This window comes from Lysobacter enzymogenes (genome assembly GCF_017355525.1).
Lineage (GTDB): Bacteria > Pseudomonadota > Gammaproteobacteria > Xanthomonadales > Xanthomonadaceae > Lysobacter > Lysobacter enzymogenes_C.
The window spans coordinates 3,776,691-3,799,059 of sequence record NZ_CP067395.1; the positions used below are offsets into that span (position 1 = coordinate 3,776,691).

At 71.4% G+C, this 22,369-nt stretch carries 21 protein-coding genes and 1 riboswitch; of the genes, 13 read left to right on the forward strand and 8 right to left on the reverse strand.

The window, feature by feature from the left end; all coding sequences use genetic code 11:
* The first annotated feature begins 4 nt into the window (after positions 1 to 4).
* The 3 genes from JHW38_RS15865 to JHW38_RS15875 all read left to right on the forward strand — a co-directional run bounded on the left by JHW38_RS15865 (position 5) and on the right by JHW38_RS15875 (position 2,542).
* Positions 5 to 775: an ankyrin repeat domain-containing protein gene (locus JHW38_RS15865; RefSeq protein WP_207522301.1), complete on the forward strand. Its 771-nt coding sequence runs from the start codon at positions 5 to 7 to the stop codon at positions 773 to 775.
* 277 nt (positions 776 to 1,052) lie between these two features.
* Positions 1,053 to 1,130: riboswitch (S-adenosyl-L-homocysteine riboswitch) on the forward strand.
* A 14-nt stretch (positions 1,131 to 1,144) separates the two neighbouring features.
* Positions 1,145 to 2,098, forward strand: coding sequence for an ATP-grasp domain-containing protein (locus tag JHW38_RS15870; protein WP_242690958.1), 954 nt, complete (start codon positions 1,145 to 1,147; stop codon positions 2,096 to 2,098).
* 96 nt (positions 2,099 to 2,194) lie between these two features.
* A complete protein-coding gene (locus JHW38_RS15875) occupies positions 2,195 to 2,542 on the forward strand; it encodes a gamma-glutamylcyclotransferase family protein (RefSeq protein WP_207522302.1) in 348 nt (115 codons plus the stop codon).
* On the opposite strand, the gene JHW38_RS15880 is transcribed toward JHW38_RS15875, so the two are convergent.
* Entirely contained in the window at positions 2,539 to 3,885 is a 1,347-nt protein-coding gene (locus JHW38_RS15880; protein ID WP_207522303.1) for a TCR/Tet family MFS transporter, read from the reverse strand. The two genes, JHW38_RS15875 and JHW38_RS15880, sit on opposite strands and share 4 nt — an antisense overlap.
* 91 nt (positions 3,886 to 3,976) lie before the next feature.
* Between JHW38_RS15880 and JHW38_RS15885 the strand changes: the two genes are divergently transcribed.
* Entirely contained in the window at positions 3,977 to 4,606 is a 630-nt protein-coding gene (locus JHW38_RS15885) for a TetR/AcrR family transcriptional regulator C-terminal domain-containing protein (RefSeq protein WP_207522304.1), read from the forward strand.
* Positions 4,607 to 5,002: 396 nt separating this feature from the next.
* On the opposite strand, the gene JHW38_RS15890 is transcribed toward JHW38_RS15885, so the two are convergent.
* A complete protein-coding gene (locus JHW38_RS15890; RefSeq protein ID WP_207522305.1) occupies positions 5,003 to 6,487 on the reverse strand; it encodes an AAA family ATPase in 1,485 nt (494 codons plus the stop codon).
* A 252-nt stretch (positions 6,488 to 6,739) separates the two neighbouring features.
* On the opposite strand from JHW38_RS15890, the gene JHW38_RS15895 reads away from it, so the two are divergent.
* The 6 genes from JHW38_RS15895 to JHW38_RS15920 all read left to right on the forward strand — a co-directional run bounded on the left by JHW38_RS15895 (position 6,740) and on the right by JHW38_RS15920 (position 13,138).
* Positions 6,740 to 7,648 carry an AEC family transporter gene (locus tag JHW38_RS15895; RefSeq protein ID WP_207522306.1) on the forward strand — a complete coding sequence of 303 codons (909 nt, stop codon included), beginning with the start codon at positions 6,740 to 6,742 and terminating at the stop codon, positions 7,646 to 7,648.
* Positions 7,649 to 7,671: 23 nt separating this feature from the next.
* Positions 7,672 to 8,811 carry a hypothetical protein gene (locus tag JHW38_RS15900; RefSeq protein WP_207522307.1) on the forward strand — a complete coding sequence of 380 codons (1,140 nt, stop codon included), beginning with the start codon at positions 7,672 to 7,674 and terminating at the stop codon, positions 8,809 to 8,811.
* Between the two features lie 355 nt (positions 8,812 to 9,166).
* Positions 9,167 to 9,796 (forward strand): ParA family protein, encoded by a 630-nt coding sequence (locus JHW38_RS15905; protein ID WP_207522308.1) that lies wholly within the window; start codon positions 9,167 to 9,169, stop codon positions 9,794 to 9,796.
* Positions 9,797 to 9,902: 106 nt separating this feature from the next.
* Complete coding sequence (locus JHW38_RS15910) at positions 9,903 to 10,379, forward strand: SixA phosphatase family protein (protein WP_207522309.1); 477 nt, start codon at positions 9,903 to 9,905, stop codon at positions 10,377 to 10,379.
* Positions 10,370 to 11,098, forward strand: coding sequence for a YceI family protein (locus tag JHW38_RS15915; RefSeq protein WP_207522310.1), 729 nt, complete (start codon positions 10,370 to 10,372; stop codon positions 11,096 to 11,098). The genes JHW38_RS15910 and JHW38_RS15915 overlap by 10 nt, the downstream gene beginning before the upstream one ends.
* Before the next feature lie 48 nt (positions 11,099 to 11,146).
* The gene (locus JHW38_RS15920) at positions 11,147 to 13,138 is read left to right on the forward strand and encodes a phospholipase D family protein (RefSeq protein WP_242690959.1); all 1,992 of its coding nucleotides are present in this window, start codon (positions 11,147 to 11,149) and stop codon (positions 13,136 to 13,138) included.
* Positions 13,139 to 13,286: 148 nt separating this feature from the next.
* Here the strand turns inward: JHW38_RS15920 and JHW38_RS15925 are convergent, their stop codons facing one another.
* Entirely contained in the window at positions 13,287 to 13,856 is a 570-nt protein-coding gene (locus tag JHW38_RS15925) for a relaxation protein (protein ID WP_207522311.1), read from the reverse strand.
* A gap of 401 nt (positions 13,857 to 14,257) precedes the next feature.
* On the opposite strand from JHW38_RS15925, the gene JHW38_RS15930 reads away from it, so the two are divergent.
* From JHW38_RS15930 to JHW38_RS15940, 3 genes are all read left to right on the forward strand, one after another.
* On the forward strand, positions 14,258 to 14,443 hold the full coding sequence (locus tag JHW38_RS15930; protein WP_207522312.1) for a hypothetical protein: 186 nt from the start codon (positions 14,258 to 14,260) through the stop codon (positions 14,441 to 14,443).
* A gap of 352 nt (positions 14,444 to 14,795) precedes the next feature.
* Positions 14,796 to 15,155, forward strand: a complete 360-nt coding sequence (locus JHW38_RS15935) for a hotdog fold thioesterase (protein WP_242691410.1) — start codon at positions 14,796 to 14,798, stop codon at positions 15,153 to 15,155.
* A 70-nt stretch (positions 15,156 to 15,225) separates the two neighbouring features.
* Positions 15,226 to 16,269, forward strand: a complete 1,044-nt coding sequence (locus tag JHW38_RS15940; RefSeq protein WP_207522314.1) for a LacI family DNA-binding transcriptional regulator — start codon at positions 15,226 to 15,228, stop codon at positions 16,267 to 16,269.
* Between the two features lie 140 nt (positions 16,270 to 16,409).
* Here JHW38_RS15940 and eda read toward each other — a convergent pair whose 3' ends face one another.
* The 5 genes from eda to zwf all read right to left on the reverse strand — a co-directional run bounded on the left by eda (position 16,410) and on the right by zwf (position 22,294).
* Positions 16,410 to 17,054, reverse strand: a complete 645-nt coding sequence (eda, locus tag JHW38_RS15945) for a bifunctional 4-hydroxy-2-oxoglutarate aldolase/2-dehydro-3-deoxy-phosphogluconate aldolase (protein WP_242690960.1) — start codon at positions 17,052 to 17,054, stop codon at positions 16,410 to 16,412.
* Positions 17,055 to 17,076: 22 nt separating this feature from the next.
* Positions 17,077 to 17,757, reverse strand: coding sequence for an HAD family hydrolase (locus JHW38_RS15950; RefSeq protein WP_207522315.1), 681 nt, complete (start codon positions 17,755 to 17,757; stop codon positions 17,077 to 17,079).
* A gap of 179 nt (positions 17,758 to 17,936) precedes the next feature.
* Positions 17,937 to 19,769: a phosphogluconate dehydratase gene (gene edd, locus JHW38_RS15955; RefSeq protein WP_207522316.1), complete on the reverse strand. Its 1,833-nt coding sequence runs from the start codon at positions 19,767 to 19,769 to the stop codon at positions 17,937 to 17,939.
* A 268-nt stretch (positions 19,770 to 20,037) separates the two neighbouring features.
* On the reverse strand, positions 20,038 to 20,793 hold the full coding sequence (pgl, locus tag JHW38_RS15960) for a 6-phosphogluconolactonase (protein ID WP_242690961.1): 756 nt from the start codon (positions 20,791 to 20,793) through the stop codon (positions 20,038 to 20,040).
* Positions 20,777 to 22,294, reverse strand: coding sequence for a glucose-6-phosphate dehydrogenase (gene zwf, locus JHW38_RS15965; RefSeq protein WP_207522317.1), 1,518 nt, complete (start codon positions 22,292 to 22,294; stop codon positions 20,777 to 20,779). The genes pgl and zwf overlap by 17 nt, the downstream gene beginning before the upstream one ends.
* Positions 22,295 to 22,369 lie beyond the last annotated feature (75 nt).

Sequence of the window (22,369 nt, forward strand, 5' to 3'; positions counted from 1 at the left end):
GCTCATGCACACCGACCGCAAGGCCCGCGCCGCGCGCGGGCTGGCCTACGCCGCGGCGTTGGGCGCGTGCCTGTGCGCCGCTGCCGCGTTCGCCCAACCCGGAGCCAGGGCCATGCGCGCCAGCCAGGCGTTTTCCTCACCGGCCGCGGCCGAACTGGCGCAGGCCGCCGGCGACGGCGACGCCGCACGGGTGCGCGCGCTGGTCGCCGCCGGCGCCGATCCCAACGCGCGCGGCGAGCGCGGCGTCAGCGTGCTGCAATGGGCGTTGTACCAGCGCAGCGTCGACGGTCTGCGCGCATTGCTCGCGGCCGGCGCCGACCCGGCCCAGGGCGCCGACGACGGCGCCACCGTGCTGCAACTGGCGGCGATGGCCGACGACCCGCGCTATCTGCGCGCCTTGCTCGAGGCCCAGGTCGATCCGAACCTGAGCAACACCGTCACCGGCGCCAGCGCGCTGGCCGCGGCGCTGCTGGCCGAGCGCGCCGACAACTTCGCCGCGCTGCTCGCAGCCGGCGCCGATCCGAACCGCGCCGACCGCACCGGCAACACGCCGCTGCACGTCGCGGCGAAGATCAACGAATTCGGCCACGCGCTGACCCTGCTGCGCGCCGGCGCCGATGCGAACGCGCGCAACGCGCAGGGCGCGAGCTTCCAGCGCTACATGTTCATGAGCCCGGACCGGTTGCTCAACGCGCGCACGCGCGGCGAGCGCGATGCGGTCGAGGCGTGGCTGCGCGAGCGCGGGGTGGCGCTGGAGGATACGGCGGCGAAGTAAGCCGCCGCGCGCGGTTCGCGCCGCCGTTGCCGGTTCGGTCGCCGCCGCGTGCGGCGCGGCCGAGGCGATGCGCTCGCGCCGACCGCGATACCCGGCGGCGGACGCCGACGCAACGACGAGAATTTTTCGCGCACCGCTGCGCCGCTCCGCGAAGGTTTCGCTATTTCGCCGCGCCCGCGCGTTTCGCGTTGACAGCCCGCCGCGCCGCATCGAACACTGCGCCGGCATCGCGTTGCGATGCGTCCACTGCGCGGCGCCGGCACGGCCCCGCGCGTCCGGACCCGAGGGGTGCTGCGACGGAGCCTGCGCTCCGCCACGCTCGGGCCGCGATGCCGAGCAAGGGCGCCCTCCCGTCATGTTGGAGGCGTCATGTCCCTGTCCGATCCGCACACCCCCGCCGCCGATGCGCGCGCACCCGGCTTCGTCCGCTTCGATCCGCCGCTCTCGCTCGCCCTGGTCGTGTCCGACGTCCAGCCCGAACCGCACGAAGACGACGCCGGCCTGATCGCCGCGCTGCGCGAGCACGGCATCCACGTCCACGCCCGCAGCTGGAGCGACGCCACCGTCGACTGGGCCGCGCACGATGCGCTGCTGGTGCGCAGCACCTGGGATTACTTCGAGCGTTACACCGAGTTCCTGCAGTGGTACCAGCGCATCGAAGCGCTGCGTTGTCCGATCGCCAATCCGCTGCCGCTGTTGGTATGGAACAGCGACAAGCGCTATCTGCTGGAACTGGCCGCGCAAGGCGTGGCGATCATCCCGACCGTGCATGCGCGCGGCGCCGACCTCGACGCCGCGCTGACGCCGATGCAGGGCGAGGTGGTGGTCAAGCCCAGCGTCAGCGGCGGCGCCTGGAACACGCTGCGCGGCCGCATCGGCAGCGACGGCTTCGCGCAAGCGCTGGCGGCGCTGCCGCGCGAGCTGGATTACCTGATCCAGGCGTTCGTGCCGCAGGTGGTCGAAGACGGCGAGTGGTCGCTGCTGTTCTTCGGCGGCGTCTACAGCCACGCGGTCCTGAAGAAGCCGGCGCGCGACGACTATCGCGTGCAGACGTACTACGGCGGCACCGCCGTGCTCACCGAACCGCCCGCGCACGTCGCCGCCTCGGCGCGGCGCGCGCTCGATGCGGTCGCGGCGCTGGGCTTCCGCGACCAGGCCTATGTGCGCGTGGACGGCGTGGTGGTCGGCGACGAGTTCCAGGTCATGGAGCTGGAATTCATCGAACCGTTCCTGCATCTGGCCGCGCATCCGCCGGCCGCGCGCCTGTTCGCGGCGCAACTGGCGCAGCGTTGGTCGGCGCTGCGCGAGGCCGCGGCGGCCTGACCCCGGCCGCGGCACCGTCATCGGCCGCGCGCGGCGATTGCGCGCGCGGCCGATGCCGCTTAGCGTCGGGTGCCCCGCATCGAAGACCGCACGCAGATGAGCGACGCCCACGATCAGCGCCTGTTTTCCTACGGCACCCTGCAACTGCCGGCGGTGCAGCAGGCCACCTTCGGCCGCCTGCTGGCCGGCGAAGCCGACGCCTTGGTCGGCTTCCGCCGCACGATGGTGAAGATCGACGACCCGCAAGTCGTCGCCACCAGCGGCCAGACCCACCACCCGATCGTCGAACCCAGCGGCGACCGCGGCGACCGCGTCGACGGCACGGTGTTCGCGATCAGCGCCGCCGAACTGGCGCGCGCCGACGACTACGAAGTCGACGACTACGTCCGCGTCGAGGCCGTGCTGGCCTCGGGCGGACGCGCCTGGGTGTACGTGAAGGCTTAACCGGCCGCAGCAACGTCGGCGGGAGCGGCGTCCGCGGCCGACGCGCGCGAGCCGCGCAGCAGCTTGCGCAGCGCCGGCACGCACGGCAGGTACAGCGCCGCGCCGACGACCCAGACCCAGCCGTCCCAATGGCCGGCGCCGGCGACGTAAATCGCGCCGAACAGCAGCGGGCCGATCACCGCGGCGAGGCTCGCGAGGCTGGCCAGCACGCCTTGCAGCGCGCCCTGGCGGGCTTCGTCGGTGCGCTCGCTCGACATCGCCAGCAGCGCCGGCCCGCCGATGCCGCCGCCGGCGGCCAGCAACAAGCCGGGCGCGAGGGTCGCGGCGCTGCGGGCGAAGGCGAAGGTCAAATAACCGAGCACGTCGGAGATCACCCCGCCGATCAGGGTCTTGCCGGGGCCGAAGCGGTCGCTGATGCGGCCGGTGGCGAAGGCCTGGAACAGCGAGTGGATGACCCCGAACGCAGCCAGCGACAGGCCGACCGCGGTCGGGTTCCAGCCGAAGCGGTCGTGGCCGTAGATCGCCCACAGCGTGCCGGGCACCTGGCCGGCGAGCTGCATGGCCAGGTACAGCCACAGCAGCGGGGCGAGGTCCGGCAGGCGGCCGAGTTCGCGCAGCGAATGCCACGGCGCCAGCTCGCGCAGCGACGGCGCCGGCCGCGGCTGGGGATCGCGTTCGCGCTTGGGTTCGGGCAGGGCCAGCCAGGCCAGGGCGAAGTTCAGCAGCGCCAGCGCGGCCGCGGCCACGAACGGCGCGCGCAGCCAGATCGCGCCGAGCAGGCCGCCGATCACCGGCCCGGCCACCAGGCCCAGGCCGAACGCCGCGCCGAGCCAGCCGTAGCGGCGCGCGCGCTGGGATTCGTCGGAGATGTCGGCGATGTAGGCGCCGGCGACCGAGCCGCTGGCGCCGCTGATGCCGGCGATGGCGCGGCCCAGGTACAGCAGCGACAGCCACGGCGCGCAGGCCATCAGCAGGTAGTCAAGCGAACTGCCGAACAGCGAACACAGCAGCACCGGGCGGCGGCCGAAGCGGTCGCTGAGCGCGCCCAGCGCTGGGGCGCAGACGAACTGCATCAGCGCGTACAGCGCGGTCAGGGCGCCGGCGTGCAGGGCCAGGTTGTGGTGCAGGCCGAACGAGTCGAGCAGTTGCGGCATGACCGGCGCGATCAGGCCGATGCCGATGGCGTCGAGGGCGACGGTGGCCAGGATCAGGCCCAGCGCGAGGCCGGTGCCGGAGATGGCGGCGGACGAAACGGCGGCGGGGGCCGGGCCGTTCGCTTGAGCCGCGGCCTCGGCCGCCGGCTCGGCCGGCGCGGAGGCCGGCGGTTGGATCGGGGTGTGCATGGCACGCTTCCCTATCGGTGATAGATTCGACGCGGATGCTAATCTATCGCCGATAGGGACACAAGCCCCCACCGGCCGGAGACCGAATTCGATGAAACTGCAACGCGAGACCGTGGTCGCCGCCGCCCTGAAGCTCCTCGACGAAGTCGGCATGGACGGCCTGACCACGCGCCGGCTGGCCCAGGAACTGGGCGTGCAGCAGCCGAGCCTGTACTGGCATTTCAAGAACAAGCGCGAACTGCTCGACGCCCTGGCCGAGGCGATGCTGGCCGAGCAACAGCCGGCCGATCACACCCAGTACCCCGACTGGCGCGAGTGGATGGCCGCCCAGGCCCACGCGTTCCGCCGCTGCCTGCGCGCCCACCGCGACGGCGCGCGCGTGCACATCGGCACCCGCCCCGAGGGCGGCGACTTCGGCGACGGCGAAGCCGAGCTGGCCTATCTGGTCGCCGCCGGCTTCACCCCGGCCGACGGCCTGCGCGCGCTGATCTCGCTGAGCTACTACACGATCGGCTGGCTGCTGGAAGAACAGGCCGCGACCGAAGCCGGCCGCGGCCCGGGCCAGGCGCCGATGGTGCCGGACCCGCAGCGCTACCCGCTGCTGGCGCAGGCGCAGACGGTGCTGAGCCAGAACGATGTCGATGCGGATTACGAGTACGGGCTGCGGGCGTTGATCGCGGGGTTCGAGGCCTTGTTGCCGCTGCGGGCGGTTGGGCGCTGAGCGGCCGAGCGATCGAGGACAGGAGCGCAGCGCGCATGGACCGCGCAGCTGCCAGAACGTCATGCCCGCGAAGGCGGGCATCCAGAGACTTCAACGCTTTGTCGCGATAAAGCCCGGGATGCCTGCCTTCGCGGGCATGACGGCTGGGTAGATCGCATAGCGACTGCGCAAGAGCGGCGAATCCCTAAGACTCGCTTCGCCTCCATCGGCACGTCATCCCCGCGAACGCGGGGATCCAGAGACTTCAGCGTCCTGCCTGGATAAAGCCCTGGATGCCCGCCTTCGCGGGCATGACGGCGGGTGAGTTTCGTCGCGTCTCTCTCAGGTCGTCATCCCCGCGAACGCGGGGATCCAGAGCCTTCAGCGTCCTGCTTCACGGCAACCGCCACCGCCGCTTCAATCCGCCGGCACCGTCCGCCCCCGCGCCCACTCGCGCAGCTCCGCCACCTTCTCGCCCATCAGCACCGACAGCGGCCGGGTCTGCTTGAGTTCGGCGCGCACCTGGAAATCCGACAGCGCGGTGCCGGCGGCGTGCGCGGCGTACATCGCCGCGACGATGGCCTGTTCGATCTCGGCGCCGGAAAAGCCGTCGCTGGCCGCGGCCAGCGCGGGCAGGTCGAAGCCGGCCGGGTCGAGCGAGCGCCGGCGCAGGTGGATCGCGAACAGTTCCTCGCGCACCTCGGCTGCGGGCAGGTCGACGAAGAAGATTTCGTCGAAGCGGCCCTTGCGCAGCAGTTCCGGCGGCAAGGCGTCGATCTGGTTGGCGGTGGCGACCAGGAACAGTTTCGAGCGGCGCTCGGCCATCCAGGTCAGCAGATAACCGAGCACCCGCCGCGACACGCCGCCGTCGCTGTCGCCGCTGTCGGCCAGGCCTTTTTCGATTTCGTCGATCCACAGCACCGCCGGCGCCAGCTGTTCGGCCGAGGCCAGCGCGGCGCGCAGGTTCTTTTCGGTTTCGCCGTGGAACTTGTCGTACAGGGTGCCGAAGTCCAGCCGCACCAGCGGCACGCCGAAACCGGCGGCGACGGCCTTGGCGATCATCGATTTGCCGCAGCCCTGCACGCCGAGCAGCAGCAGGCCCTTGGGCGGGTCCAGGCCCGGCGGCGGTTCGGCGCCGGCGAACACCGGGCGGCGCTGTTCGACCCAGCGCTTGAGCCGGCGCGCGCCGGCGACCTCGCCCATGCGCGCGCTGTCGTATTCGTAATGCAGGTGGCCGGAGCGGTTCAGCAGTTCGAACTTGAGCTTGGCCAGCTCGGGCAGGTCGTCGGCGTTGAGCGCGCCGTCGCGGAAGATCAGGTGGCGGGCGATGCGGCGCGCGTCGACCGCGTCGATGCCCTGCAGGTTGCGCACGATCTGCTTGACCGCCTCGCCGTCGGCCTCGACCCGGCGGCCGCCGTTTTCGCGCGCGTAGTTCTCCGCTTCCTCGCGCACCAGCTTGAGCAGGGCGTTGGCGTCGGGCAGGCGCGGGGTGAAGCGCACCGCCAGCGCGTCCAGGTCCGGCGGCAGTTCCTGCTTGTGGCCGATCAGCACCAGCACGTGCGGCTCGCACTCGCGGCGCTGGGCGATCTCGCGCAGCTGGCGCTGGGTGCTGGCGTAGCTCAGGTACGGATGGGCGTCGAACAGCAGGTAGATGCCGCGCTGGTCGGCCTGGCGGATCGCCTGCAAGGTGGTCGAGATGTCGGGCGCGACCTCGGCGTCGTCCTCGCGGTCCAGGTCGATCCGGCGCAGGCCTTCGGTGATCGACCACCGGTACAGCGCGCGCCAGACGTTCATCAGCGCCTGGCGGAACAGTTCGACCACGCGGGTTTCGTCGCGGGTCTCGATCACGATCAACGGGGTGTTGGCGCGGATCAGCGCGGTCAGGTCTTGCAGGTCGCTCATGGGCCGGGGTCTTCCGTGGAACGGGCATGATACGGCGGCGCGCGCTGGCGGGTCGCGCCGGCGCGGGTTTCGGCCCGGCGCGCGTTCGCGGGCGCACTGGCGGTTACACGCAAACCCGCGCCGGCGCGGATCGCCCACGCGGACGCGGCGGCGCCGACCCGCATCGCGGCGCGCGGGCCTAATCCGAAAGCCGTCTTGAGCCGGCGCGCGCCAGCCGCGACCATGCCGGCATCCCCTGCCACGCCGCGACTCATGGCTTTCGACGCCTTCGCCCTGGTTCTGGCCATGCTGGTGCTGGGCTATCTGTTCCAGCGCCTGCGCGCCCTGCCCGACAACGCCGCCCAGGTCCTCAACCAGGTCGTGCTGTACGTCTGCCTGCCGGCGGCGGTGCTGCGCTACGCCCCGCGCCTGCACCTGGAACCGGCCCTGCTCGGCGTGGCCGCGGTGCCGTGGCTGCTGCTGGCGGCGACCGTGCTGCTGGTCGGCCTGCTCGCGCGGGCGCTGAAATTGCGCCGCGACGAGCATGCGGTGCTGCTGCTGACCGTGGCCCTGGGCAACACCAGCTTCCTCGGCTACCCGCTGACCCGCGCCCTGATCGGCGAACACGCCCTGCCGTACGCCGTGGTCTACGACCAGTTCGGCGCGTTCCTGATCCTGTCGACCTTCGGCCTGTGGGTGCTGGCGCGCTACGGCGGCGACACCCGCCCGAGCGCGGCCGACATGCTGCGGCGGGTGCTGCGTTTTCCGCCGCTGTGGGCGCTGATCCTGGGCTTCACGGTCATGCCTGCCGAACCGCCGGGCTGGATCGCCGGCGGCCTGCAACGCCTGTCCGACGCGCTGCTGCCGCTGGCGATGCTGACCATCGGCCTGTCGGTGAAGCTGGCGCTGCCGCGCGAGGAGCTCAAGCCGCTGGCCGCCGGCCTGGCGCTGAAGCTGGCGCTGATGCCGGCGCTGGCCTGGGCGCTGGTGCCGCTGCTCGGCCTGCAGGGCGAGATGGCCCGCACCACGGTGCTGGAATCGGCGATGCCGCCGATGGTCACCGCCGGCGCCCTGGCCATCGCCCACGGCCTGGCGCCGCGGCTGGCGGCGGCGATGGTCGGGTATGGCCTGCTGTTGTCGCTGGCGAGCTTGCCGCTGTGGGCGGGGCTGGCGGTAGGCTGAGGCTTCTCCGCCGGCCGCCGCTCATGCTCGCTTCCACCTTGTACCGCTCGCGCTTCACCGTCCTCGCCGCGCTGGCGCTGGCGCTGGCGTTCGCCGGTTGCGACCGCGGCGCGGCCGAGGCCGACCCGCCGCAAGCCGCGTCCGCGGCATGGCAGGCCGCATCCGACACCCTGCTGCGCGCGCATCTGCGCCGATTGGCCGAACGCGAGGACCTGCAAAGCCAACGCGACCTGCTGCGCCTGCAAACGCTGTCGCCGAACTTCCACACCCAGTCGGCGCAGCGGCTCGCGCGCGAGCGCCTGGGCGTCATCGCCCGGGTGCGCGCGGCCGCGCCGGCCGACACCGAAGCCGACTGGTACCACGCCGAGCTGTGCGTGCGCCGGCATCCGCCGGCGACGCAAGGCTGCGACCCGGGCCCAGCCCTGCGCCGGCTGCAAGCGGCCGAACCGGACAACGCCGCGGTCTGGCTGCTGGCCGCCGACGCCGCCGATGCACGCCACGACCCCGCCGGCTATCTCCTCAGCCTGCGCCGCGCCGCCGCGGCGCGCCGCTACGACCTGCACTACGCCCGCCACTGGAGCGGCGCGCTGGAGTCGCTGCAGCGCCTGCCGTTGCCGCCGCTGGACCCGCCCACCCGCCGCTACTTGAACGACGAAGACCCCGACGCGGCCAGCGACGCCGATATGCGCACGCTGCTGGCGACGATGGCGGCGCCGTTGCCGCTGCCGACCGCGGCGGTGCTGAACTGTCGCGCGCCCGAGGACGAGGAGCGCGCGGCCTGCGCCGCGGTCGCCGGCCTGATGGCCGCGTCCGACACGCTGATCGGCCAGACCCTCGGCCTGTCGACGATGGCGCGGCTCAGCGCCGATGCCGCCGACGGCCCGGCCTGGCGCGAGCGCCTGCGCCAGGCCTATTGGCGCAACGAGCGCGCCCGCGACCTGCCGGCCTCGCCGCAGTTCGTCTCGCTGCTGCGCAGCCGCGGCGAAGTGGCCGCCTACGACGCGCTGCTGCGCGCCGCCGGCCGCGAGCGCGCGCCGCCGGGTTGGCTGCCGCAACAGGCGATGGCGCGCGAGCTGGTACGCACCGGTCGTAGCGATGGCGACGGCGACGACGCAAACGCCGACACCGAAGCGGCGGCGCCTGCGCCGCCGGTCCCGTTGTAATCCTCACGCCGGCGCCGGCCGCGGGCCCGGGTCCGGATCGCCGCAGCGGCCGCCTCGGTTCCAGCCTCAGCCACCGCTCCGGGTCGCTCCCCGGACCGGCGCCGAACCTCGCCGGCACGCCCGCCGCGACGCAGGCGACCGGCGCTTACGCGCCGCGTCTACCGGTCGATGCGTTCCCGGCCGATGCCATTCCCGTCGATGTGGACTGGGTCGCAGATCGCACCGGCCGGCCGGGCGGTCGTCGCAGGCCCGTACCCACGGACCCCACCGCGGACGCGACGAGACCGGCCCGCGCCGTGATGACCGGCTGCACGGAGCCGGTGTAGGCTGGGGCTCCGATCCGGAGGGAGCTCGCATGAAGACCGTGCTGGTGGCCAGTTCCAAGGGCGGTGTCGGCAAGACCACGATCGCCACCCACCTCGCCGCGCAGGCGGCCTTGGAAGGGTTGCGCACGGCCTTGATCGACGCCGATCCGCAAGGCTCCTCGACCCGCTGGGCGCAGCGCCGCTCAGTCCTGGAAAGCGCGGTGCTGCCGCTCGACGGCACGCGCAAGAAGGCCTGGCGCAAGCAGCTGCCCGAAGACGCCCAGCGCACCGTCATCGACGCTCCGGCCGGCGCCATGGCCGAGGACCTGGAATCCTTCCTCGAGGTCGCCGACGCGGTGATCGTCCCGGTCCAGCCCTCGACCCTCGACATCGAAGCCACCGTGCCCTTCCTCGACACCCTGGCCCAGCACCCGCGGGTGCGCCGCGGCCAGCTGCGCGTGGGCCTGGTCGGCAACAAGCTCAAGCCGTGGACCAACGCCTCGCAGCAGGCGCTGGACCTGCTCAGCGAATGGCCGTATCCGGTGGTCGGGCAGATCCGCGACAGCCAGGCCTACGTGGTCATGACCGCGCTGGGCAAGAGCCTGTTCGACTACCACTCGCAGCAGATCCGCGAGCATCAGGCCGATTGGGCGCCGTTGTTGAAGTGGCTGAAGAAGTGAGGCGCACCGCGCGCGCATTCACCCACACCCGCCGCCGCACCCGCTACCCTGACCGCCCTGCGTTCGCGCAAGCGCCGCCCCTCTCCATCCGATCCGTCAAGGCCACATGCGCGAACTGATCCTGCTCCGCCACGCCCACGCCGAACCCGCCGCCAACGGTCAGGCCGACCTCGACCGTCCCCTGTCCGCCGAAGGCCTGGCCGAAGCCGAAGCCGCCGGCCGCTGGCTGGCGCAGAACAAGCTGGTGCCCGACTGCGTGCTGTGCTCGCCGTCGCGGCGCACGCGCGAAACCCTGGAAGCCGTGCTCGGCGCGATCGGCTACGTCGAACAGCGGATCGAGCCGTCGGTGTACGAGGCCACCCCGGGCACGCTGATCGCCCTGGCCGACACCCACGCCGACGTCGAACGGCTGATGCTGGTCGGGCACAACCCCGGCCTGGAGCGGCTGGCCGCGCTGCTGCACAGCGGCCAGTCCGGCGATTACCGCGGCATGCCGCCGGCGGGCATCGCCGTGCTCAGCCTCGTCCCCGGCGTGGCCCTGGAACCCGGTTCGGCCCAGCTCAGCGCCTTCTGGTGGCCGTGACCGCGTCGCGGCCGCGGCCGTTCGGCCGCGCTGCGACGTCGCTGCCTCTCGCCCTGCTCCTGCTCGCCGGCGGCGCCGGCGCGCAGGCGCCGTTGCCGTCGGCGGCGCCCGCGACCGCCGCGCCGCTGCCGGCGCCGGGCCCGCGCGTGGTCGCGCAGACCGGCTTCGATCCGCTCCACACCCGTTTCAGCTTCGAACTGCGCACCCGCTGGGGCCAGAAGGTCGGCGGCGAGTTCCCGCGCTACGACGGCGAGGTCAGCGTGCTCGCCGACGGCCGCCATCAGGTCCGCATCCGCCTGGCCACCGGCGCGGTCGTGGTCGGCGATTCCGAGCGCTACACCCGCATGGCCCGCGGCGATCGCTTCTTCGCCGCCGAGCGTTATCCGTACATCGAATTCCTGTCCGAGCCGCACGCGGCCGACCTGGTCCGCCAGGGCGGCGCGCTGCGCGGACGGCTGACCCTGCACGGGATCAGCCGCATGGAAACCTTCGTCCTGGCCCCGGCCGCGTGCGCGCGCCCGGGCGAGGACTGCGACGCGATCGCCCACGGCAGCGTCAGCCGCGACGACTACGCTCTGGACGGATGGCAGTTCGCGTTGGGCGACCGGGTGCGTTTCACCATGCAAGTGCGCCTGTTATCCACGCAAAATAAGCTTCCCCCGCCGCGGACCCCGCCGTCGCGGCCCCCCGAGACGGTTCCGGCACGGCCGGAGCGCTGACCCACCCGCGTTGCCGCACCGGCGCCGCGACGCCAAGGAGCTGTACCGTTGAACCCCGTGTCGCGCGGCCTTGCGGCCCTGCTCGCCCTGTCCCTGTCGGCCTGCGCCTCGCTGAGCCCGGCCCAGCGCGACCGCGCCAGCGCGATCGCCGCCGCCGCGCGCTCGGCGCAGATCGACTGCCACGGCGAGAACGCCTGCGCCCAGCCCTCGCCGCTGTACGACCTCGGGGTCAAGGCGCTGGCCGAATCGGCGCCGGAGCGGCCGCGCCACTACACCGTGATCCTCGACCGCGGCCCCGACGCGCTGCTGGCGCGGATCAACCTGATCCGCAGCGCGCGCCACACCCTGGACCTGCAGACCTACATCTTCGAGGAGGACGACGCCGCGCGCCTGGTCCTGGACGAACTGCTCGCCGCCGCGCGCCGCGGCGTGCGCGTGCGCCTGCTGATCGACCAGCTCGCGGCGATGCGCCACATCGACACCCTCGCGGCGCTGGCCGGCGCCCACGTCAACTTCGAGATCAAGCTGTACAACCCGGTCCTGCACCGCGCCCGCATCACCTACCCGCAGTACGCGCTGGCCGCGGCCTGCTGCTGGCGCCGGCTCAACCAGCGCATGCACACCAAGCTGCTGCTGGCCGACAGCCAGGTCGGCATTTCCGGCGGGCGCAATTACCAGGACGACTATTACGACTGGGACGACGAGTACAACTTCCGCGACCGCGACGTGATCGTCGCCGGCCCGGTCGCGCAGGTCATGGGCACCGACTTCCAGGTGTTCTGGAGCGACCGCCGCAGCGTGCCGGTCGAGCGTCTGGCCGACGTGGGCCAGCGCATCATCGACGACGGCGTGCCGCTGCTGCCGCCGAGCAAGTTCGAACGCCCGCAGCGCGCGCAGGCGATGCGCGAGGCGGCCGCCGACGACGCCCAGGTGCGCGAGCGGCTGGTCGAACCCGCGATCGCGGTCGGCGCGGTGCGCTACATCTCCGACACTCCGGACAAGCACCGCGAGGACGCCGAGAGCAACGCCCTGGCCTCGGACTCGCTGCGCAACCTGATCGCCAATTCGCGCGACGAGGTGCTGCTGCAGACGCCGTACCTGGTGCTGTCCAAGTCGGCGCAGCAGCTGTTCCGCACCCTGCACGCGCGCCCCGACCGGCCGCGGGTGATCGTCTCGACCAACTCGCTGGCCGCGACCGACGCCTTCATCGCCTACGCGCTGTCGTACAAGTACAAGCGCCGCTACCTGCGCGAGTTCGGCTTCAACATCTACGAGTACAAGCCGTTCCCGGCCGACGCGCCGATCGACATCGCCGCGACCGGCGCCGAACTGCCGGCGCTGGGCCTGCCCGGCCTGGCCGAGACCGGCGCGGACGGGCCCGAAGGGCGCGCCGAACCGGGCGACGTCTCCGGCGCAGGCCTGGCCGAATCGCGCCGGCGCCGCAACGACCCGGACCGCAGCAGCGTGCTCTACCGCCAGCGCTACCGCCAACCGCTGACCCAGGAATACGCGGCGATGCGCTACGCGCGGCGCCGCACCAACGAACCGGTACCGCTCAAGCGCGCCGGCGTGCGCATCGGCATGCACGCCAAGTCGATGGTGATCGACCAGCGCATCGGCGTGATCGGCACCCACAACTTCGACCCGCGCGGCGACCACTACAACACCGAGAGCGCGGTGGTGATCGACGATCCGGCGTTCGCCCAGGCGTTGGCGGCGAGCATCCGCCGCGACATCGCGCCGGAGAATTCGTGGGTGATCGCGCGCCGCGACAAGCCGCCGATCTTCTCCGGGCTGGAGTATTCGATCGCCAAGATCTCCGAGCACCTGCCGATCTTCGACCTGTGGCCGGTGCGCTACGCCACCAGCTACGAATTCGTGCCCGGGCCGGATTGCCCGAATCCGCTGTTGCGCACCGATCCGGGATTCCGCGCGTGCTACAAGCCGGTCGGCGATTTCCCCGAGGTCAATCTCGGGGTCAAGAGTCTGACGACGCGGATGTTCACCGCGTTCGGGGCGGGGTTGGCGCCGATTCTGTAACGCGGCGGTCGCGTCGGGTTCGTCGTCGTTGCGTTGTCGCGGTCGCAGCTCGCGCAGCTCCTACAGGGGCTGCGGCCGGTTGCGTGTCCGACTGTAGGAGCGGCGCGAGCCGCGACCGCAACGCTGCAACTACGACGAAACCACCCGCCTAGCGCGAGCGCACCGGCCGATACTGCTTGCGATCTCCATACCCCGCGGCCTTCTCGTCCACGTTCGCGCACAAGCGCCCGTCGCACAGGGTCACGTCCGCACGGTTGTAGGCGCGCAGCAATTCGGCCGAGATCCGGCTCTGGTCGATATCGGCGCGGTACTGCCACAGCAGCCAGCCGCCGCCGAGCAGCAACAGCAGCACGCTGCCGAACGCGGCGCCGACGACTTTCCACACCAGATGCTTGTGCAGCTGCTCCATGCGCTTGAGCTGCCCGGCCAGCGTCTGCGAGCCGTCGTGGAGCAGGCTGCCGGCGTCGCGCAGACGTTTTTCGTACGCGCCCACCGGTTCCGACAAACCGCTTTCGAGCTTGCCCATGACCGCCCCGGGCAGCGTGCGCAGGCTGTCGTCGGCCGATTGCCGCAGCACCCCGGGCACTTGCTGCGCCAGCGCCTGCAGGTGCTCGGCCAAGGCGCGCTGGTGGCGCTCGAGTTCCTCGCAGCGGCGCTCGAACTGTTCCATCAACACCGCGGTCTTGCTGATCAGCGCGGTCAGCTCGTCCTGTTGCATCGTGACTCTCCCTGCTTGAGCGCGGCCCGTCGACCGCAGGCTCGCGATGACGGAGCAGCCGGTCCGGCCGCAACCGGTCCGAGCCTACGCGAGCGTTCGCGCCCGCGGCAACGCGGCGCGGCGCCCGGCCGAAGTGCGTTGCCGGCCCGGGCTGGCGCCGCCGCAGTCACACCCGCGCCGGCGCCGCCGTCTAGGTCGTCAGTCATGGCAACCCCGGCCGCCCCGGGCTCATCCATATCCTCGAACCCGGTAGATGCAGCCCCGCCGGCCAGCCCCCAGAACCGCACGGGGCATGACTAAAGGGGGATATGACTTCCAGCACATACCGATTTCTGCACAGGTGTTGTACTTTACCAACACACCGAAGCACTACCACCCCACGACACACCAAGGACCCGACCATGAACGCCTCCAACGCCCGCACCCAGACCGCCGCCCCGACCGCCAAGACCCCGGCCGCCAACGCCCCGGTCCGCCACGTCCACCGCCAGCGCGACTTCGGCGTCGGCTACGGCAACTCCAGCGGCTACGCCAGCAACCGCAGCTACGCCAGCAACTGGGTCCAGCCGCGCTTCCGCTTCGCCTGATCGCAGCATGGCGTCCCTGGTCCGGTCGGCCACGCTTCCCTGGTCCGGATCGGCGCACTGAGCGCTCCCTTTTCCCAAAAGTCCCAGCGCGCGCCGATCCGGCCTCTTTTGCCCCGCCCGAACCGAACTGCGTTCCGCCCGAAGCCGTTGCCACCGCCGTAACCGCTGTTCCCCGGCGCAAGCCGACACGTCCCGGCTGGTCCGGTCGCCGTCCCGCCGCTATCGTTCTGCGATGAGCGCATCGGACCCGACCAGCCCCGCGGCCCCGGCCGCCACTCCGCCGGCAGCCAAACCGCTGTTCCGCGGCACCACCACCGTCGACGACCTCAACCGGCTCTCGCGCAACACCGCGATGGAGCCTTTGGGCATCGCCTTCACCGAAATCGGCCCCGATTACGTGCGCGGCACCATGCCGGTCGACGCGCGCACCCACCAGCCCTACGGCCTGCTGCACGGCGGCGCCTCGGTGCTGCTGGCCGAAACCCTCGGCAGCAGCGCCGGCAACCTGTGCTGCCCGGACGGCAAGGTCTGCGTCGGCATCGAGATCAACGCCAACCACGTGCGCGGCGTGCGCCAAGGCACGGTCACCGGCACCGCCCGGCCGATCCACGTCGGCGCCAGCACCCAGGTCTGGGAAATCCGCATCGAGGACGAGGCCGGCCGCCTGGCCTGCATCTCGCGCCTGACCCTGGCCGTGGTACCCAAGGCCTGAAGCGGCGAGTAGGCTAAAGCCCCGCGTGGCGCGCACGACGCGCCCGCACCGCGCTCACCGCCGAGGCCCCGTGCGCCGACCCACCATCAAAGATGTCGCCGAACTCGCCCAGGTCTCGCTGAAGACCGTCTCGCGGGTCATCAACGACGAGTCCGGCGTGCGCGCCCGCACCCGCGCGCGGGTGCACGAGGCGATCGCCGAACTCGAATACCGCCCCGACCCGTCCGCGCGCAGCCTGCGCAGCGCCCAGCCGTATGCGCTCGGCGTGGTCTACGACAACCCGAACCCGTACTACATCATCAGCGTGCAGAACGGCGTGCTCGCCGCCTGCCGCGAAACCGGCTACGGCCTGCAGATCCATCCCTGCGATTCGTCCTCGCCGCTGCTGGCCGCCGACCTGATCGACCTGGTCCAGGGCGCGCGCCTGGCCGGCCTGGTGCTGGCGCCGCCGATGTCCGAGCGCATGGAGCTGGTCAGCGAACTGACCGCGCACGGGATCAAGCTGGTGCGCATCGTCTCGGCCGCCGAAGACCCGCGCGACGGCGCGCCGTGCGTGTGGGTCGACGACCGCGACGCCGCCTACGACATCACCGAACACCTGATCCAGCTCGGCCACCAGCGCATCGGCTTCCTGTGGGGCGGCAAGTCGCACCGTTCCAGTTGGGAGCGCTACAAAGGCTATGCGCAGGCGCTGACCGACTACGGCATCGGCGAAGACGAGAATCTGGTCCTGCCCGGCGACTATTCGTTCGACGACGGCTTCCGCGGCGCGCGCCGCCTGTTCGCCCTGCCCGACCGGCCGACCGCGATCTTCGGCAGCAACGACGAAATCGCCGCCGGCGTGCTCGCGGCGGCGAAGTCCTCGGGCATGCACGTGCCTTACGACCTGTCGATCGCCGGCTTCGAGGACAGCCCGTTTTCCAAGCAGTCGTGGCCGACGCTGACGACCGCGCGGCAGGCGACCGAAGAAATCGCGCGACACGCCGCGTACCGCCTGATCGCCGAACTGCGGCGCGAGAGCGACACCCAGCTGGAGCCGCCGGCGAACGAAGGCTTCAGCCCGATCCTGGTGGTGCGCGGGTCGACTGCGCCGCCGCGGCCGGCGCAGGCGTAGCCGCCTGCATTCCGGTCCCCTCTCCCGCTTGCAGGAGAGGGTTAGGGTGAGGGCAAATGCGACTTCAATGCCTGCGCGGGTGCGGACGCAGCGCGTGCCCTCCGCCGGCCCTCTCCCGCAAGCGGGAGAGGGAGCAAAGCTCATTTCAGCGCCGCCGCCTCGCGCGCCAACGCCTCGACCTGGGCCCAATCCCCCGCCTTCACCGCCGCCGCCGGCGCCACCCACGAGCCGCCGACGCACGGCACGTTCGCCAGCGCCAGGTACTCGCGCGCGTTGTTCGCGCCGATGCCGCCGGTGGCGCAGAACCGCAGCTCCGGCAGCGGGCCGCCGAGCGACTTCAGCGCGGTCGCGCCGCCGATCGATTCGGCCGGGAAGAACTTGAGCTGGGTGTAGCCGTGTTCGAGCAACGCCATCGCTTCCGACGCGGTGGCCGCGCCCGGCAGCCACGGCAGATCGATCTCGCGCGCCGCGGCGATCAGCCCCGGCGAACTGCCCGGCGACACCGCGAAGGTCGCGCCGGCCTTCAACGCATCGACGAAATCCTGCGGCCGCCGCACGCTGCCGACGCCGACCGCGGCGCCTTCGACTTCCGCGGCGATCGCCCGCACCGCCTCCATCGCGACCGGCGTGCGCAGCGTCACTTCGATCGCCGGCAAGCCGCCGGCGACCAGCGCGCGCGCCAGCGGCACCGCATGGCTGAGGTCGTCGATCACCAGCACCGGCACCACCGGCGCCAGCGCCAGCACCGCGCCGACGCGCTTTTGCAGATCCTGCATCGCAGTCATTGTTCGGTTCCCAGAAAAATAATCAGGCGCGCGCGGCGACTTCGTCGATGTGCTTGAGCAGGTCGGCCGGGTCTTCGTAGACGCGGAAGCCGCCGGCGCGTTCGAGTTCGTCCTGGCCGTAGCCGCCGGACAGCAGGCCGACGCCGAGCGCGCGGGCGCGGCGCGCGGCGAGCAGGTCCCAGATGCTGTCGCCGACCACGACCGAATGCTCGATGTCGGCGCCGAGCTTGTCGGCGGCGGCGAGGAACAGGTCCGGATCGGGCTTGGCGTAGCGCACCATGTCGCGGGTGATCACCACGTTGCGCTCGGGGTCGACGCCGAGCGCGACCAGGTTGTGGCGCGCGGTTTCCATGCGGCCGCTGGTGGCGATGGCCCAGGGAATTTCGTTTTCGGTCAGGTACGCGAGCAGTTCGACCGCGCCCGGCAGCGGCCGGATCTGCGTCGCCTGCGCGGCGTAGGCCTGCGCGTGCAGCTTGTGCAGGCGCTCCACGCGCTCGGGTGTGATGTCGATTCCGGTCTCGCGCAGCAGGATGTTGGTGAACAAGCCGCCGCTCATGCCGATCTTGCGGTGGATGCGCCACACCGACAGCGGGATGCCGTCGGCGTCGAGCGCTTGTTTCCAGGCCAGGACGTGTTGGTAGACGCTGTCGACCAGGGTGCCGTCGAGGTCGAACAGGAAGGTGGTGCGGATCGGGGCGGGCATGGCGCTGCCTTTTGGAATTCGGAAGTTGGGGGCGATGCAGTTCTTACCTACCGTCATTCCCGCGAAAGCGGGAATCCAGAGACTTCAGAGTCATGTCGCGATGAAGCCCTGGGTTCCCGCTTTCGCGGGAACGACGGTCGGGGCAGCGCGGCGCGATCAACACCGCACCGCCCTCGCAATCACAACGGCACCGGCCCGAACACGCCCGCGCCCTGATCCGCCGGCGCGGCCGCGTCGCGGAACGCGGCGAACAGTTCGCGGCCGAAGCCGACATGGTGCGCGGACAGATCGGCCGTCGCGTTCTCGCGCGCCGCCCAATCGGCCGGTTCGACCACGCTCAGCGTCCCGGCCACCGCGTCCACGCGCAGCACGTCGCCGTCGCGCAGCTTGGCCAGCGGGCCGCCGACCATCGCTTCGGGGGTGACGTGGATCGCCGCCGGCACCTGCCCCGACGCGCCGGACATGCGGCCGTCGGTCACCAGCGCGACGCGATGCCCGCGTTTCTGCAACACCGTCAGCGTCGGCGTCAGCTGATGCAGCTCCGGCATGCCGTTCGCGCGCGGGCCCTGGAAACGCACCACCACGATCACGTCGCGGTCCAGCTCGCCGCGCTCGAACGCCTGCTTGACCTCGTATTGCTCGGTGAACACCCGGCACGGCGCTTCGACCGTCCAACGGTCTTCCGGCACCGCCGAGACCTTGATCGCAGCGATGCCGAGGTTGCCGGTCAGCACGCGCAAGCCGCCGTCCTTGCGGAACGGATCGGCGACCGGCCGCAGCACCGCGGTGTCGCAGCTTTCGCGCGTGCACGGCACGTAATGCACTTCGCCGTCCTCGCCCAGGCGCGCTTCGACGCGATAACGCTCCAGGCCGTGCCCGGCGACGGTTTCCACATCGCCGTGCAGCAGGCCGTGATCGAGCAGTTCGCCGATCAGGAACGCCAGGCCGCCGGCGGCGTGGAAGTGGTTCACATCGGCGCTGCCGTTGGGATACACCCGCGCCAGCAGCGGCACCACCGACGACAGCGCGTCGAAATCCTCCAGCCGCAGCTCGATGCCGGCGGCGGCGGCCATCGCCACCAGATGCAGCAGGTGGTTGGTCGAACCGCCGGTGGCGTGCAGGCCGATCACGCCGTTGACGATCGCGCGTTCGTCGACGATCCGCCCGATCGGGCGGAAGTCCTCGCCCAGCGCGGTGATCTGCGCGGCGCGGCGCGCGGCCAGCGCGGTCAGCGCGTCGCGCAGCGGCGTATTCGGATGGACGAAACTGGAGCCCGGCAGGTGCAGGCCCATCATCTCCATCAGCATCTGGTTGGAATTGGCGGTGCCGTAGAAGGTGCAGGTGCCGGGGCCGTGGTAGCTGCGCGCCTCGGCTTCGAGCAACTCGTCGCGGGTCGCTTCGCCGGTGGCGTAGCGCTGGCGCACGCGCGATTTCTCGTCGTTGGGCAGGCCCGAGGTCATCGGCCCGGCCGGCACGAAGATGCCCGGCAGATGGCCGAAGTGCAAAGCGCCGATGAGCAGGCCGGGCACGATCTTGTCGCACACGCCCAGGTACAGCGCGGCGTCGAACATGTCGTGCGACAGCGCCACCGCGGTCGCCATCGCGATCACGTCGCGCGAGAACAGCGACAGCTCCATGCCTTCGCGGCCCTGGGTGACGCCGTCGCACATCGCCGGCACGCAACCGGCGACCTGCGCGGTCGCGCCGGCGTCGCGCGCGGCGGCTTTCAGCAGATCGGGATAGCGCTCCAGCGGCTGGTGCGCCGAGAGCATGTCGTTGAACGAGGTGACGATGCCGAGGTTCGGCGCCGCGCCGCTGCGCAGCGCCTGCTTGTCGCCGGGCGCGCAGGCGGCGAAACCGTGGGCGAGATTGCCGCACGACAGCCGGCGCCGGTGCGGACCGCTGCCGCAGGCCGCGTCGAGGCGGGCGAGGTAGGCGGTGCGGCGCGCGCGGCTGCGTTCGACGATGCTTTGCGTGACTTGCGCGACGACAGGATGCAATTGGGTATTCACTTGAACCTTGCTCGATGCGGGGCGCCGGCATCGGCGCCTGGCCGGTGACTCGAAAAACGAGACTCCCCTAAAAAAGGGAGAGAGGGGGGATTTGCTCTTCCTACACCTTCCGGAGAAGCACCGGCAAAAGCAAATCCCCCCGCGTCCGCGGTGCGGACGCCGCCCCGGCGACGGGGCGACAGCAAAAGCCTTAACTGGGAGGGGAGGGAGTCAGGGCTTGGCTGTCTGCGGAACCCAAAACGACGCGGGTTCCAAATAATCGTGCGGGTTACGGACTCCAATACAAGGTCGGCACGTGCGGCGCGCCGGCCAGCGCGGCGCGGATCGGCAGGGTCGAACGCGGGTCGCTACGCGCGGCGTCGAGCACCGCGCGCTTGCTTTCGCCTTCGATGTGCAGATACAGCGCCGGCGCGGTGAAGATCGCGCTCAGGGTCAAGGTCATGCGCGGCTCGGGCATCGCCGCGGTGCGCACCGACATCACCGGCGCGCGGCCGCGCGGCTGCAGGCCGATCTCGCGCAGCGCCGGGTTGTCGTGGCCGAGGTCCGGGAACAGCGAGGCGGTGTGGCCGTCGTCGCCCATGCCGAGCACCGCGACGTCGAGCGGCAGGCCTTCGTTGGCGATCTTGGTCAGCACCGGCATCAGCGCCATCTCGGGCGTGTCGACCGGGCGATACAGCGGCAGGAAGCGCGCCGCCGCGGCGTTGTGCTGGAACAGGTGCTCGCGCAGCAGGCGTTCGTTCGAACGCGGATGCTCGGCCGGCACCCAGCGCTCGTCGATCGGCAGCACGGTGACCCGCGCCCAATCCAGCGTCTGCTGCGACAGCTGCTGGAAAAAGCGCTTCGGCGTGTTGCCGCCGGACAGCGCGATGCTGGCTTCGCCGTGGCGCGCGAGCGCGGCGCGCAGGTCGGCGGCGACTTGCCGCGCCAGCGCCAACGCCAGCTGTTCGCCGTCGTCGAACAGTTTTTCGTGCAGCGGCAGCGGCAAGGGTTCGATCACGGTCAGTCGCTCAGCCTGCATCTTCATGCCACGTCCTCCCATCGCGTTCGATCAGCGCCACCGCGGCGCTCGGTCCCCAGCTGCCGGCGGTGTACGGGCGCGGCGCCTCGGCGCTCGCGGCCCAGGCCGCGCGGATCGGGTCGATCCATTTCCACGCCGCGTCGACTTCGTCGCGGCGCATGAACAACATCGGATTGCCGCGCACCACGTCCATCAGCAGGCGCTCGTACGCATCGGCCTGGCGTCCGCCGAACGCGGCCGCGAAGCTCATGTCCAAGGGCACGTGGCGCAGGCGCAGGCCGCCGGGGCCGGGCACCTTGTTCATCAACCACAGCTTCACGCCTTCGTCGGGCTGCAGCCGCAGCACCAGCTTGTTCGGCTGCAGGCGGCTGGACGGGTCCTGTTCGGTCAGGCCTTCGAAAATCGAATGCGGCACCTGACGGAACGTCACCACGATTTCCGACACGCGTTCTGCCAGCCGCTTGCCGGTGCGCAGGTAGAACGGCACCCCGGCCCAGCGCCAGTTCTTCACTTCGGCCTTGAGCGCGACGAAGGTTTCGGTGAACGACTGCGCGCCCAGTTCCTGCGCATAGCCCGGCACCGCGCGGCCTTCGACCGCGCCGGCCTTGTACTGGCCGCGCACGGTGAAGCCGGCGGCGTTGCCGTTCTCGATCGGGCGCAGCGCGCGCAGCACCTTGAGTTTCTCGTCGCGGATCGCGTCGGCGGCCAGCGACGACGGCGGCTCCATCGCGACCAGGCACAGCAGCTGCAACAGGTGGTTCTGGACCATGTCGCGCAGCGCGCCGGACTTGTCGTAATACGGGGCGCGCGATTCCACGCCGACGGTTTCGGCCACGGTGATCTGCACGTGGTCGATGTGCTCGGCCTTCCACAGCGGTTCGAACAGCGCGTTGCTGAAACGCAGCGCGGTCAGGTTCTGCACCGTCTCCTTGCCGAGGTAATGGTCGATGCGGAAGATTTGGGTTTCGTTGAACACCCGCGCCAGCGCGTCGTTGATCGCGTCGGCGCTGGTGCCGTCCTTGCCGAGCGGCTTTTCCACCACCACGCGGGTCTTGGGATTGACCAGGCCGTGCGATTGCAGCCGGTCGGAGACCACGCCGAACAGGTCCGGGCCGACCGCGAGGTAGAACACCCGCACCCGCTCGGCGTCGGCGAACTCGGCGGCGAACTCGGGCCAGCCGCTGTCCGAGCTCAGGTCCAGCCGGCGGTACGACAGCAGCGCCAGGAAGCCGTCGAGCACCTCGGTCTGCTGCGCCTGCTCGCCGGCGAACTGGATCAGCGCCTCGCGGATCTTGCCGCGGTAGGCCTCGTCGCTGCGCTCGTCGCGGGCGATGCCGACGATGCGCGCGGCGGCGACGATCTGGCCGTCGGCATAACGGTGGAACAAGGCCGGCAGCAGCTTGCGCAGGGCCAGGTCGCCGGTGCCGCCGAAGATCACCAGATCGAACGGGGCCAGCGGCGCCAGATGCGGGGGTTGCGCGGTGGAAGGCACGGAATAGACGCTCATGGACGGTCCGGCGGGGTCTCGACTGGTCTGGATGAAACCATACCAGCAAAGATACCAGTAAGATACCACCCGTGC

Coding starts and splice junctions, on each gene's coding strand:
- JHW38_RS15865 (WP_207522301.1), top strand. CDS start 5: ATGCACACCGACCGCAAGGCCCGCGCCGCGCGCGGGCTGGCCTACGCC.
- JHW38_RS15870 (WP_242690958.1), top strand. CDS start 1,145: ATGTCCCTGTCCGATCCGCACACCCCCGCCGCCGATGCGCGCGCACCC.
- JHW38_RS15875 (WP_207522302.1), top strand. CDS start 2,195: ATGAGCGACGCCCACGATCAGCGCCTGTTTTCCTACGGCACCCTGCAA.
- JHW38_RS15880 (WP_207522303.1), bottom strand. CDS start 3,885: ATGCACACCCCGATCCAACCGCCGGCCTCCGCGCCGGCCGAGCCGGCG.
- JHW38_RS15885 (WP_207522304.1), top strand. CDS start 3,977: ATGAAACTGCAACGCGAGACCGTGGTCGCCGCCGCCCTGAAGCTCCTC.
- JHW38_RS15890 (WP_207522305.1), bottom strand. CDS start 6,487: ATGAGCGACCTGCAAGACCTGACCGCGCTGATCCGCGCCAACACCCCG.
- JHW38_RS15895 (WP_207522306.1), top strand. CDS start 6,740: ATGGCTTTCGACGCCTTCGCCCTGGTTCTGGCCATGCTGGTGCTGGGC.
- JHW38_RS15900 (WP_207522307.1), top strand. CDS start 7,672: ATGCTCGCTTCCACCTTGTACCGCTCGCGCTTCACCGTCCTCGCCGCG.
- JHW38_RS15905 (WP_207522308.1), top strand. CDS start 9,167: ATGAAGACCGTGCTGGTGGCCAGTTCCAAGGGCGGTGTCGGCAAGACC.
- JHW38_RS15910 (WP_207522309.1), top strand. CDS start 9,903: ATGCGCGAACTGATCCTGCTCCGCCACGCCCACGCCGAACCCGCCGCC.
- JHW38_RS15925 (WP_207522311.1), bottom strand. CDS start 13,856: ATGCAACAGGACGAGCTGACCGCGCTGATCAGCAAGACCGCGGTGTTG.
- JHW38_RS15930 (WP_207522312.1), top strand. CDS start 14,258: ATGAACGCCTCCAACGCCCGCACCCAGACCGCCGCCCCGACCGCCAAG.
- JHW38_RS15935 (WP_242691410.1), top strand. CDS start 14,796: ATGGAGCCTTTGGGCATCGCCTTCACCGAAATCGGCCCCGATTACGTG.
- eda (WP_242690960.1), bottom strand. CDS start 17,054: ATGACTGCGATGCAGGATCTGCAAAAGCGCGTCGGCGCGGTGCTGGCG.
- JHW38_RS15950 (WP_207522315.1), bottom strand. CDS start 17,757: ATGCCCGCCCCGATCCGCACCACCTTCCTGTTCGACCTCGACGGCACC.
- pgl (WP_242690961.1), bottom strand. CDS start 20,793: ATGAAGATGCAGGCTGAGCGACTGACCGTGATCGAACCCTTGCCGCTG.
- zwf (WP_207522317.1), bottom strand. CDS start 22,294: ATGAGCGTCTATTCCGTGCCTTCCACCGCGCAACCCCCGCATCTGGCG.